Genomic DNA, 12,147 nt, shown 5'->3' on the forward strand with positions numbered 1-12,147 from the left:
CCTCACTCCCTCTTTTGACTAGCTAAACTGTTGAGCATAAAACCGTGCATAGCGACGCTCTAGGGCTAACAATTCTTCATGGGTTCCCGATTCGACAATTTGACCCTGTTCGAGAACTAAAATGCGATCGCACCGCCTAACTGTGGATAAACGGTGAGCAATAATAAATACTGTGCGTTTTTCCATCAATCTTTCCAGCGCTTCCTGTACCAGTGCTTCTGACTCAGAATCTAAGGCTGATGTTGCCTCATCCAGAATTAAGATTTGGGGATTGAGGAGAACTGCACGAGCGATCGCAATTCTTTGTCTTTGTCCACCAGATAAGTTTACCCCACGTTCGCCCACCCAGGTATGATAACCTTCTGGGAGTTGGCTAATAAACTGATGGGCATTAGCAATTTTTGCCGCCTCTTTAACTGCTTCCATATCAAAAACATCTTGTCCAAAGGCGATATTTTGGGCAATTGTCCCCGAAAACATGATGGTTTCTTGAGGAACAATGCCAATTTGTCGCCGCAGACTATGCAACTTCACATCTCGAATATCAACATCGTCAATGAAGACTTGACCAACTTCGGGGTCGTAAAAACGGGGTAGGAGGTTGACAAATGTGGTTTTACCAGCACCAGAAGCACCCACAAGTGCGATCGCTTCACCTGGCGATACCAATAAGCTGATATCTTTTAATACGGGTTCACCTGGTTTATAAGCGAAGGAAATATGACGATATTCTACTTTGCCATTGACTGGGGGGAGAGCGATCGCATTTGTCTTTTCAATCACCGTCGGCTGAATTGCCATCAATTCAAAAACGCGGTCAACAGATGCTTCACCCTGCTTAAATTCGTTGTAGTTGTTAGTAGTATGACCAATGGGATCAATTAACAGCGCCGCCGCCGCCAGATAACTGAAAAAATTCGCCACTGTCAAGTTATTTTGGGAAATTTGCCAAGCTCCCACAATCAATAATGATAAGGCACTTAAGGCTTCCAAAAATCCGATAATGGGAATCTGAATCGCTTTTAGCTGTTCGGCTGAATATTTGGCTTTGAGACTGCGTTCTGCTTCATGGCCAAAGCGGGCGATTTCATAATTTTCGGCAGCAAAAGCCTGTACCAAACGAATCCCGTTGAAAACTTCCGCGAGGATGGCTGATAAACCCGACACGCGATTTTGACTTCTTAAGGAATACTTGCGTAAGCGTTCACCAAACCAACCGACTAAAATACCCATCAGTGGTGCAACTATGACTGTTGCGAGTGTCAGTTGCCAATTTAGGTAAATCATGTAAATCGGAATTGCCACCAACTGCAAAATGCAGGGGATAAAGTCGTGAAATCCTTTATTTACCACTTCGCCAACGCGGTCAACATCTTCCGTGAGGCGGTAAGATAAATCACCTGCTTTTGCCGTTTCAAAATAGCTGAGATTTAGCTTTTGCAGATGGGCGTAGACTTGCTGGCGGAGATAAAAAGCAACTCGCAAAGCCGCTTTCGCCATATACATATCTTGTATAGACTGAAACAAGCCTCTGACAAGAAAGACTAAGGCACAGCTGCCAGTTATTTGAGCGATCGCTACTACATTACCTTGGGCAAAGGGAATTGCCAATTTACCGGCAAGATTGATCAACACTAATGTTGCCAGTACGTATCCCAAGATGCCAATAAGTCCCTTGGTGATAGTTTTCCACTGGAGTTGGATATAAGGTAGCAGTAGCCAGTAATTAGAACGAGTTTTCAAGCTGTAACGTCCACAACGATATTTTACTTTGTTTGACGCTAGCAGTTTTTGGGGAGTTTCTGAACAGTTCACTAAAAAGTGACATGGCAAAATCACCAGAGGAACAGTTTAGGTTGTCTCGTTCCCAGCCTCAGAGCATTAAGAATGTAGAGACGTAGCACTGCTACGTCTCTACAAGGGTTCTGGGTAACGCATATTTAATTTCTGGAGATGCCTATTGGCGAAAACTTAAAGCTATGTCTACGACGCACTAAGCTAAAAATCTTTTACAGCTATTTTCAGGTAAATAGACCACATCTGTCGTAGGGGCACAGCAATGCTGTGCCCCTACGACAGATGTGGTTCAAATACATGAAAACTGCTGTAATTTGCATCCTCCAAAAAATAAATCTCTTGTGGGGTGGGCAACATGAGCGCCCTAGTTGTGCAATCTTATTTGTGCGACAGCTTACGCCTACGCCAAAATGTCAAGTGCTGTATGGAGATCAGTCTAAAGTATTTCGCTGTTAAGATTTGGGTTGATATTCAACAACTGTCAAATCTCGATTTTTGTCACAAACAAGATAAGCAATAAGCCAATTTGTCAAGTCCGATTTATACAAATTTAAATCAGGTTATCCTGCAAATTGCACGAGAAAAAGTATCGAAAGATTTGACACAAGCATCTAAATATTTTTCATTGTAAAAATTAGTTAACTTTTTATATATTTGTTTGCGTAACTAGTGTTAATTACAGGTTTTTTTGTCAGTCAACTTCATTGAAAAACTCTGTAATTCAGTCCAAGAGGCTCCAGATTAGTAATTAGAAAAACAAAAGTCATGAAGGAATCCGAATTGTGCCTTCTTGACATTTCTTGATTACGCAAAATTTATGTCCTAATAGGAGGATTAACTCTAATGGCATTTGATCCAAATTCTTTTTCTGCTAACGGCTTTGATAGTCTTCATCCTGGCAATCTTAGCGATCCTTTCGCACCTGGAGGCGCTTTTGGCATCCCAACGGCTGGTACATTCGATTTTGCTAAGTATGGTATTCCCAAAGAAGGCAGCTTCGATTTTGCTAAGTATGGTATTCCAACTGAAGGCAGTTTTGACTTTGCCAAGTATGGTATTCCCAAAGAAGGCAGCTTTAATTTGGGTAGCTCTGGTATTCCAACATCTGGCAGCTTCGATTTTGCCAAGTATGGTATTCCAACATCTGGCAGCTTTGACTTTGCTAAGTATGGGATTTCCACAAATGGCAGTATACCAAATTTTGGTGCTAGTGGCGGTGGTATCCCAACTCATTAGTGGCAATTGCATACCTTTAAGAGCAAATTTAAGTTAGACATAATCGCAAAACTCTGGGTTTGTCTACTTTTGAATTAGGCAATGTGCAACTTTCGCTAAAAAAATCCCATCCTATGCAAAAGCTACGATATTGTAATTGTTATCTCTTGCTGGGGTGGGACAAATGTTATCTAAGCTGTCGCGCAAATAAGATTGCACAACTAGGGCGCTCATGTTGCCCACCCCACAAGAGATTTATTTTTTGGAGGATGCAAATTAAAAGATTTTTAGCTTACCACTCTCGTAAATTAGAATTTAGTAGCTGCAAGGCAAGAACTCGCGCAGTTCGCTGGTGCGATCGCTTTTGCTAAATCTCTGTGATCACAAGCTGCTAACTACCGTCACGGTGAGCAGAGTTGAATTAACCTTCGTATATAGTAAATTCCACACCAGAAACTGTATATTTAATTTCTGTAAATTGGCTGACATCCAAAAAATCTTTCAAAGTGTTACTCAGATAAAACTTGCCAAACTGACCTTTATCTTGAGCCATTTTGGAAGCAACATTCACTGGATTACCAGCAATGTCTCTACCACCGAGTGCTAAATCAAAAATTAAAACTGGGCCGGCATCAATACCAATACGAGTAGCAATACCTTTGGCTGCAAATTCTTGGCGTAATGCTTGGACAAAGTTGAGCGCCACACTAGCCTCATCAAAAGCATAAATTCCGATAGTACCTACTACCTTAATTTCTGTACCTTGGTTTTGCTCTAAAAGACGCAATCCGACATCTTTAATGACAGCAGAAAGTGACAGATTAGTAAATAAAGCAGTTTCATGAGCTTCCGCTTCTTGACTTTCGCGCTCAATTAGGACAACAACTTTATTTTGCAAGTACTTATCAGCTAACTGTTTCCCAAAGTTGCTATCAGTCAGTCGGCTTTCATAAGCTACCAAGTCAGCATAAAAAGTTTCAGAATAGGGAATCGGATATTGGGTATTTAAAGGCGGCACATCAGCTAAACTCGGACCATCGACCACGCGGAAAATATTGCCTATCTCTGTTGATAATTCGCTTCTTTGAGTAATAGTGAAATTGTGGTTAGCTGGCAATAGGTCATAAAAGGCTTGGCTAATAACTATCTCACCACCTTCGGTTTCATTTTCAGCAACCTCTTCGATGGCATCTGCTTCTAATCCATACAATCCACCGTTAATGTAGTAGAATTCGCCATAGTGTGCGCCCAACCCGATTTTAATTTGGCAACGCTTGCTAATTTCCTGTTGAACCGTTAGCAGTGAAGACAAAATAGTTTCTGGAGTAACAGATGTCGGATAAAACATTTGAGTATTGTCAGCAGCCCAAATACCAACTCCCTTGCCACCAATGGTACTGCCAAAGCTATAGACAATTTCTTTGGGCTGGTTAATGATTGCCAAAATTTCCAGCAAGCCCTTTTGCTTAGTCAACTTGGTTAGTCCAGCAGAGTCAGAAGATACGCTATAACCTGTAACTTTATATGGTTCCAGTAACTTTAAGGCGGCTTCTGGAGTTTGCTCACTCTCCAACCACTCTTTAATTAGTTTCAGTGGTAATGTCCCGATGATATCTTGGGTGATATCAAATAAGGCTGGGGAGTATAGATTGGTGCTAAATTTGCTGGTCATATTATGGGAATTAGACTTTTAACTCAAGTCTGAATAATTTACTATTTATTCAGTCTACACTTCTAGTAGTGACTGACCAAGATAACCTCCAACAGCTTTAACACCAGGTAAAGCGAAGAAATATCCACCACCAATAGGGCGAATATACTCCTCTAAAGGTTCCCCAATCAAGCGATTTTGCACTGTCACAAAACCCTTTTCTAAATCAGCCTGAAAACAAACAAACAACAAACCCATGTCTAACTGTCCAGCTTTGTCAAACCCGCGTGAATAGTTGAAACCACGCCGCAGAATCAAACCCAACTCTGATTTGCGTGGATTAGCAAGGCGGATATGAGCATCTAGGCGGATTTGTTTACCTTTGGGATCTTGAGCATAATTGGGAATATCTTTCTCGTGGTTCATCCCCAAAGGTGCGCCAGAATCCTTACTGCGTCCAATAATTGTCTGTTGCTCCTGTAGTGGTGTACGATCCCAGTGTTCAACTAAGTTGCGGATCACGCGCACCACTTGATAGCTTCCCCCTACCGTCCAAGCTGGTTCATCGTTATTTGGCTGTACCCAGACAATCCGGTTCATCAACTTTTCATCGCTAGCATCTAAATTTGCTGTGCCATCTTTGAAACCAAGTAGGTTTCGCACTGTGGTTTTGCCAAGCTTTTTATGAGTGTTCGGCGGCAGAAAACCTTCTATTTGCCAACGCAGAGTGATCAAATCAGACAGATTCTTGATAATATCCCGTAAAGCGTGGATGTTCCCTTCCTCAGTATTGGCACAAAATTGCAGCAGTATATCCCCATGACACAAATCTGGGTCAAGTTGATCATTGGGAAAACCTGGCATAGTGTTTAACCGCTTGGGTTTTAATTTGCCAAGTCCAAAACGGTTATCGAACAGCGAATCACCCACTGCTAGGGTGATGGTGAGGTTATTGGGAGCCACTACAGGGCCAAGAATTCCCGAATCACTGGGTGGAAATTTGGAGTCGCGTGATTTGGGTGTTCCTCCTGCCATGAGAAACTGAATGCGATCGCTCAAGGTTTTAAACAACCTCACCAAATCCGCTTTGGTTTTAGCAGTTGTGTCAAATGCCACCATTAAGGCCGAAGCCTGGGCAGGGGTAATAATACCTGCTTGGTGAATACCAAAAAATGGCACAGTCTCTTCAGATGGGTCTTCGGTAGTTTCCGAAAGAGAGCGATAACCCAAACTGGTCAAAGCTGCTACTCCTCCTGCTGCTGCCATGCCAATGAGCAAATCACGACGCCTGATGCGGGGAGTAATGCGTAAAGTTGGTTGCTCTGAACTAGACATAGTTTCCTCCTCTAGAATGATTCAAAAATTACCGAAGAAGAATTCAGAATCCAGAATGAATTGTGTGCGAGTGTGTGTATGAGGGACTTCCAAATAAAAAATACTCAAAAAACTCTCTCCTCCTTATTCCTCAGTGTTGCGCCAGTTGCTTCAAGTCGGGGAACCCGCCCAACGCACTGGCTTCTCTGTGTCTCTGTGGTTCGTTTATTTGGATAATTTATTTCTTGGAAGACTCCTGAATTCTGACTCCTTTTTACTCAACTCCCAAAGTTCCCCGCAGCTGAGATAAATCTTCAGCAAGAGATGCGATCGCTGTTTTCATCTCTTTCTTGTCTGTTTCACTCACCTTGTCGTAGGTAGCAAAACCACCATCAGGGGTTTTGTATTTAGCAAGTCCTTGGTCAACTTTGGTGAAATTTGCATCTACACGCGCCAGTAGTTCTGGGTTGGCTTTTTGGATGGCGGGGCGCAATAACTCCACAATCTTTTGGGAACCATCGACATTAGCGCTGAAGTCCCAGAGGTCAGTATGGCTGTAACGGTCTTCTTCTCCAGAAATCTTGGTTTTACCCACTTCTTCAATCAAGTCAGCAGCACCGCCAACCATGTTTTTCGGTTCAATGGTCAAGGTGGCAATACGCTTTTGTAAATCTAGTCCATCTTTCTGTAGCTTTTCGGCAAAAGGTTTCATGCCTTTTGTCGTTTTGTCCTGGAATAAAGCTTTCTCTAGGCGATGGTATCCGGTGAATTGTGGGTCAGCCTCTTTTTTGGCAAAGTCATCAGCACGGGAATCCATGCTTTTGTCGAGATCGGAGAACAATTCAGCTATTGGTTCTGCGCGTTCCCAGTGAACATGAGTAGAGGGGTAGAGTTTCTGAGCCTTGGCAAGGTCGCCAGCAATCACAGCATCTGTGAAGGTCTTGTTTTTAGCAACCAGTTGGTCAACTTCTTTGGTGACGTAGACTTTATATTCTGCGATCGCACCGACTAATTGACCTTGATCTACAGTCCCCTTGGCTTGAGTATCTCCTCCTGCCTTCACAGTCAGTTTTCCTTTGGCATTGCTGCGTAAACCGCAAGCCATATCATACTCACCCGGTTCGAGATTGGTTTTGAGTTTCTGAACGAAGCCAGGAGCAATATTTTCCTTTTCTTCAATGACTTTCACCCCAGACAATATCTCCCATTCCAAAGGTTGGCTGCTTTTGTTGGTCAGCACAAAGCTGTTTTGCCCCGATGTTACTGTCAGTTGATTGGGTTCACAACCTTTATCTGTCACAGCCAAAGCAGTTTCCACAGAGTTGCTGCTAGAAGTATCACTGGCTACTTTTGCGACTGGAGAATTACTCGCGGAAGTATCGCTTGATTTGTTGGATTCACAAGCAGCTACTGTCAAGGCAATTAGACAGATAATTGTTGAATACTTTAAAACATTTTTCATTTTGTATTTTCCTAAAAATTATTGAAGTAGCTAAGAATGTCTTGCTGTAGTCTTCTGTCCAACGTTCTCCCCTAAGAAGAACAGCGACATGGTAGGAATTAGATAGCCAAAATAGGCGATCGCCTCGCTGAGGGTGGGGGCATCGTTATAGCCAAAAAATCCTGTCAATAGTGAACCGATAAACCCGTTCTTGGGAAGTATCCCGCTAACATCGAATACTACTGTTTGCAGTAAATTCCAGACTCCGGCTTCATGAAAGGATCTCACCCCACTTGCTAAGAGTCCAGCAGCAACCAGGATAATAAAGGCTCCTGTCCATTTAAAAAATCGCTTCAAGTTGATGCGGATACCACCCTGATAGATGCCTACACCAACGGCTAATGCGGCTGCATATCCAAACAATGCCCCCACCGGAGCTTGAAGTCCCAAATTTTGCTGAAACGTGGCTAGCAGAAACACTACTGTTTCCAAACCTTCCCGCAGGACTGCAAAGAATGACATCCACACTAGTGCTGTTCCCCATTTATCCCCCGACTGAATGGCAGTTTCAATTTGAGACTGTAACTCGCCTTTAATAGAACGGGCTGCACGGCGCATCCAGAAAACCATCCAGGTGAGAACCCCAACTGCAACGATGGAAATTACCGCTTCAAATAGTTCTTGTTGTTTCTGCGGAAACTCCTGACTGGTTATTTGCAAAATAATCCCAGCTGCTAGACAAATAAAAGTCGCTAGGGCAATGCCAATCCAAACTGACTTCATCAAATGGGTACGACCAGTTTGCTTGAGATAACTGGCAATTATCCCCACGACAAGTGCAGCTTCAACGCCCTCTCGGAACATGATCAAGAAGGGAAAAAGCATGGATAACCTTATTAACTATAATTACTATCAAATCATCATGAGAATAATAGCTTACTTGAGAACATTTGTATATAAGCGCGAGTTCAAAAATCTCGAAAATCCTGGAAGCATAAATTTTCGGATAAAGGACTGCAACAGTTAACAACCAGATCCCCGATTTCTTAGAGAAGTCGGGGATCTGAGTCTTGTGATTTGAAGGAATTAAAATAACGTGAGTTCGACAAGTCTTATTTGACCTCTCCCCCAGCCGCTCTCCGACACGGAGAGGGGAGCAACGAACTCACGTTAAAATAATTGATACGTACTTCTACTTGTACTCCTGCAAAGCCCCTAACTTCCGAATTCCCGGCCAAATCATGGCTGTAGCAATTACTACTACAATTGTGCCAATTCCACCACCCACAACTGAAATCACTGGGCCAAACAAAGCTGCTGTTAAGCCGGACTCAAAGCCCCCCAATTCATTGGAGGCACTAATAAACACACTATTAATAGCAGCAACCCGACCGCGCAAATGATCCGGTGTTCTGATTTGAACTAATGTATGGCGAATCACAACGCTAATACTATCTAATACGCCACCAAGAATCAGCATCAACATAGACAGCCAAAAGGAACGAGAAAGTCCAAAGATAATTGTGACAACCCCAAAGCCAACCACTGACCACAATAAGGCTGGACCGGCTTTGCGTAATGGTGGTAAATACGCCAGAGTAATGGCCATAGTCAAAGCACCGATGGAATTGGCTGCTTGTAGGTATCCCAACTCCACTGGCCCCACATGTAAAATATCTTTGGCAAAGATGGGTAGCAAGGCGATCGCACCACCCAACAATACAGCAAACATATCCAAGGTGATTGCTGCTAAAATCAACTGATTCTGCCAAACAAATTTAGCACCGGCTGCAAGGGCTTTGAATGAAATTGGCTCGGTTGAGCGGATAGCTTTTTGCTCTTGAATCGCCAGCGTTAAAATAAAACACAGCAACGCCGTGATCGCAGCTAGCACATATACGCCTGTAGCATTTCCGAACAGCGCAATCCCAAATCCTCCGAAGGCTGGACCGATGACTGCGGCTAACTGAAAGCTACTACTATTCCAGGTGGCTGCATTGGTAAACGCACTGACAGGTATCAACTGCCACATCAGAGCATCACTGGCAGGTCTGAGGAAAGCCCTAGCGACTCCTGTTAATAGCAAACAGGCGTAAATTAGAAAAATTGCCCCTTTAGTATAGGAAAGCACTGCCAAAGCCAGGGAGCAGAGAGCTAGCAACATCACCGACAGTAACATGATCAGTTTGCGATCGCGGCGATCGGCCACATGGCCGACAATTAAGGTGAGAGCAATCATTGGCAAGACTTGCGCCAGCCCGACACCACCTAAAGCGATCGCTGAGTTAGTCCGCTCATAGAGTTCCCAGCCGATGGCTACAGTTTGCATTTGCGACCCCACGAACAGCACTAACCGTCCAATGGTAAATAGCCGATAATCTCGGAACTTAAAGGCTGCAAAGGGATCGTGCTGTGCAACCTCAGAGTTATGGGGCTTTGAGTTCTGTTTGCTCGAAGACATTTTTTAGTAGAGTTAAGCCTTCTTCAATGTTGGAAATTTGGTCTTCTGTCAGACCTTTTAGCAAGTCGGTAATATGAGCGCGAGTTTGATCTTGGGATTGCTTGAGATGATGTTTTCCATCTTCAGTTAAATTGAGCAGCACCCGCCGCCGCTCTTTAGGATGAGCAATCCGTTGCACGAAGTCGCGTTGTACCAAGCGTTCTATAGTTGCTGATGCTGTGGCTGAGGTGACACCTAAATGCTCTGCCAACTCACATAATGAAGCCCCAGGATTACGGTTGATAAATGCTAGCGATCGCAACTGAGGTATAGATAAAAAGGCGGCACTATGGGCACGCATATCCGCTCGGATAAACCGCATCATTAATGGAACTGTTTCCATTACCCTAGCGGCACATTCTTCGGAAGTTGCAGGTTTATCCAAGGTCATGGGCTTGTTGTTCTCCTGATTACATGGCCACCCGTGGATAAAGTTTTCCACCAATGATGGCCAAAATTATTAATGTCAATAAGAGAATTGTACAATCCAGACCAAAGCCGTAGATGCTAGTGCCATTCAGCAGCATACTGCCGCGTAAGCCGTCAACCTCATAAGTCAAGGGATTTAAATGAGAAATGAACTTTAACCAACTAGGCATCAGCGAGATCGGATAAATGGCATTACTAGCAAAAAATAACGGCATGGTTAACAATTGTCCAATACCCGTCATCCTTTCTCGGCTTTTCACCAAGCAGCCAATAATCAAGGAAAAAATACAAAATGAACCCGCCCCCAGTATGACTATCACTAGTACTTGGAGAATAGCTAAAGGATGAAGATTGAGTTTGACACCTAATAAAAATGTCAATGCGTAGATGAATACTACCTGGGATAAGCACCGCACTCCACAGGCTAGAGCTTTACCCAAAACCATCGCCACACGGGGTGTAGGACTAGCGAGAAATTTATGTACAATCCCTAAATCTCGCTCCCAAATTAGGGTCATCCCACCAGAGAAAATTGCCACAAATAGAATACTCTGAGCCAAAATGCCAGCAGAAATGAAGTCTAAATAGGGTAAGTTTCCTGTAGGAATCGCGTGAGTTCGGGAGAAAACTTGCCCAAAAATCAGGAGCCATAATGCTGGTTGCACAGATCGAACTACTAAATCAGTGGGATCGTGGCGGAGTTTACGCACTTCCAATTCTGCGATCGCCAGGGTTTTCGTAACTAGCTCTTTAATTGCAGAGATGATATTTCCTCGTTGTATAGCTGGGGTTTTAACCCAACCGTTGAGCAGTACGTCTGGTTCTTGCTGTGTCACGGTAGTTGACTCCTGATGTTAACTGGTCGCCTGTATAGTAAATAAAGACATCATCTAAAGTTGCGTTAGGCTGATCTAAAGAGGCTTTTAAGTCGCTTGGTGCCCCTGTAATTACCACTTCACCTTGCTGCATAATCGCCACTCGGTTACACAAGATGTCTGCTTCTTCTAAAAAGTGGGTTGTTAAAAATATAGTTGTGCCGTAGTCAGCACAGAGTTGTTCCACAAGTTGCCATACTTGAGTTCGAGCGATGGGATCTAATCCCACAGTTGGCTCATCAAGAAACAGAATTTGGGGTTGATGTAAAACTGATATACCGATTTCCAACTTGCGGATCATCCCACCAGAGTAGTTTCGTACCAAGCGTTTCGCCGCATCTTGCAAACCCATGTATTCTAAGATTTCATAGATGCGGCGATCGCGTCCTTTGGCAGGTATTCCATACAGCTTGGCAAAAATTAAGAGATTTTCGTAACCGGTGAGGCTACCATCAGCAGAGAGCGCCTGGGGTACATAGCCGATCGCCCGTCTCACAGGATTAGATTGACGAGTCACATCATAGCCAGCCAGAGTTGCTGTCCCTGAACTGGGAGGCAGTAATGTTGTCAACATCTTAATAACTGTACTTTTCCCTGCTCCATTGGGGCCAAGCAGTCCAAATACTTCACCCTGTTCCACAGATATGCTCAGGTTATTAACAGCCGTTAATTTACCAAAACGGCGTGTGAGTCCCTGAGTTTCCAAAATCAACGGTTTTGGCTCGCTAGGAGGTTCTGACCGATTTATTTTTCCCGTCAGTATTGTCACAACTTTGATGCACTTTTATTAATTAGTTAAGCTAACTATTAGTCTCTCAATATATTTGTCTGAAGTCAATAGACTTGTTACAAAAATCTGAATCAGAGTAAAAGGAAACTCAGTATAATGGCAGCGAGGTTATTGATGGGCGAAGTATCACTGACA

10 protein-coding genes are annotated in these 12,147 nt (G+C 43.6%); 1 reads left to right on the forward strand and 9 read right to left on the reverse strand.

The window, feature by feature from the left end:
* Nucleotides 1-18 precede the first annotated feature (18 nt).
* Nucleotides 19-1,743, reverse strand: coding sequence for an ABC transporter ATP-binding protein (locus tag V7K50_RS22670; protein WP_334964033.1), 1,725 nt, complete (start codon nt 1,741-1,743; stop codon nt 19-21).
* A gap of 897 nt (nt 1,744-2,640) precedes the next feature.
* On the opposite strand from V7K50_RS22670, the gene V7K50_RS22675 reads away from it, so the two are divergent.
* Complete coding sequence (locus V7K50_RS22675; RefSeq protein ID WP_334963946.1) at nt 2,641-3,033, forward strand: hypothetical protein; 393 nt, start codon at nt 2,641-2,643, stop codon at nt 3,031-3,033.
* A 400-nt stretch (nt 3,034-3,433) separates the two neighbouring features.
* Here V7K50_RS22675 and V7K50_RS22680 read toward each other — a convergent pair whose 3' ends face one another.
* The 8 genes from V7K50_RS22680 to V7K50_RS22715 form a co-directional block, all read right to left on the reverse strand.
* Nucleotides 3,434-4,684, reverse strand: coding sequence for an adenylate/guanylate cyclase domain-containing protein (locus V7K50_RS22680; protein WP_334963947.1), 1,251 nt, complete (start codon nt 4,682-4,684; stop codon nt 3,434-3,436).
* A 54-nt stretch (nt 4,685-4,738) separates the two neighbouring features.
* The gene (gene efeB, locus V7K50_RS22685; RefSeq protein ID WP_334963948.1) at nt 4,739-5,998 is read right to left on the reverse strand and encodes an iron uptake transporter deferrochelatase/peroxidase subunit; all 1,260 of its coding nucleotides are present in this window, start codon (nt 5,996-5,998) and stop codon (nt 4,739-4,741) included.
* Between the two features lie 253 nt (nt 5,999-6,251).
* The gene (efeO, locus tag V7K50_RS22690; protein ID WP_334963949.1) at nt 6,252-7,439 is read right to left on the reverse strand and encodes an iron uptake system protein EfeO; all 1,188 of its coding nucleotides are present in this window, start codon (nt 7,437-7,439) and stop codon (nt 6,252-6,254) included.
* A gap of 30 nt (nt 7,440-7,469) precedes the next feature.
* The gene (gene efeU / locus V7K50_RS22695) at nt 7,470-8,303 is read right to left on the reverse strand and encodes an iron uptake transporter permease EfeU (protein ID WP_334963950.1); all 834 of its coding nucleotides are present in this window, start codon (nt 8,301-8,303) and stop codon (nt 7,470-7,472) included.
* A gap of 307 nt (nt 8,304-8,610) precedes the next feature.
* Nucleotides 8,611-9,879 (reverse strand): MFS transporter, encoded by a 1,269-nt coding sequence (locus tag V7K50_RS22700; protein WP_334963951.1) that lies wholly within the window; start codon nt 9,877-9,879, stop codon nt 8,611-8,613.
* Nucleotides 9,845-10,309, reverse strand: a complete 465-nt coding sequence (locus tag V7K50_RS22705) for a MarR family winged helix-turn-helix transcriptional regulator (protein ID WP_334963952.1) — start codon at nt 10,307-10,309, stop codon at nt 9,845-9,847. Before V7K50_RS22705 ends, V7K50_RS22700 begins: the two co-directional genes overlap by 35 nt.
* 19 nt (nt 10,310-10,328) lie before the next feature.
* Nucleotides 10,329-11,183: an ABC transporter permease gene (locus tag V7K50_RS22710; RefSeq protein ID WP_334963953.1), complete on the reverse strand. Its 855-nt coding sequence runs from the start codon at nt 11,181-11,183 to the stop codon at nt 10,329-10,331.
* The gene (locus V7K50_RS22715) at nt 11,140-11,991 is read right to left on the reverse strand and encodes an ABC transporter ATP-binding protein (RefSeq protein WP_334963954.1); all 852 of its coding nucleotides are present in this window, start codon (nt 11,989-11,991) and stop codon (nt 11,140-11,142) included. The genes V7K50_RS22710 and V7K50_RS22715 overlap by 44 nt, the downstream gene beginning before the upstream one ends.
* Nucleotides 11,992-12,147: the final 156 nt, after the last annotated feature.

Origin of the sequence: Nostoc sp. (genome assembly GCF_036917135.1) — a bacterium.
Classification (GTDB): domain Bacteria; phylum Cyanobacteriota; class Cyanobacteriia; order Cyanobacteriales; family Nostocaceae; genus Nostoc.

Bases quoted from the DNA above. Each gene is read 5' to 3' on its own strand.
- V7K50_RS22675 (WP_334963946.1), top strand. From the start codon at position 2,641: ATGGCATTTGATCCAAATTCTTTTTCTGCTAACGGCTTTGATAGTCTT.
- V7K50_RS22680 (WP_334963947.1), bottom strand. From the start codon at position 4,684: ATGACCAGCAAATTTAGCACCAATCTATACTCCCCAGCCTTATTTGAT.
- efeB (WP_334963948.1), bottom strand. From the start codon at position 5,998: ATGTCTAGTTCAGAGCAACCAACTTTACGCATTACTCCCCGCATCAGG.
- efeO (WP_334963949.1), bottom strand. From the start codon at position 7,439: ATGAAAAATGTTTTAAAGTATTCAACAATTATCTGTCTAATTGCCTTG.
- efeU (WP_334963950.1), bottom strand. From the start codon at position 8,303: ATGCTTTTTCCCTTCTTGATCATGTTCCGAGAGGGCGTTGAAGCTGCA.
- V7K50_RS22700 (WP_334963951.1), bottom strand. From the start codon at position 9,879: ATGTCTTCGAGCAAACAGAACTCAAAGCCCCATAACTCTGAGGTTGCA.
- V7K50_RS22705 (WP_334963952.1), bottom strand. From the start codon at position 10,309: ATGACCTTGGATAAACCTGCAACTTCCGAAGAATGTGCCGCTAGGGTA.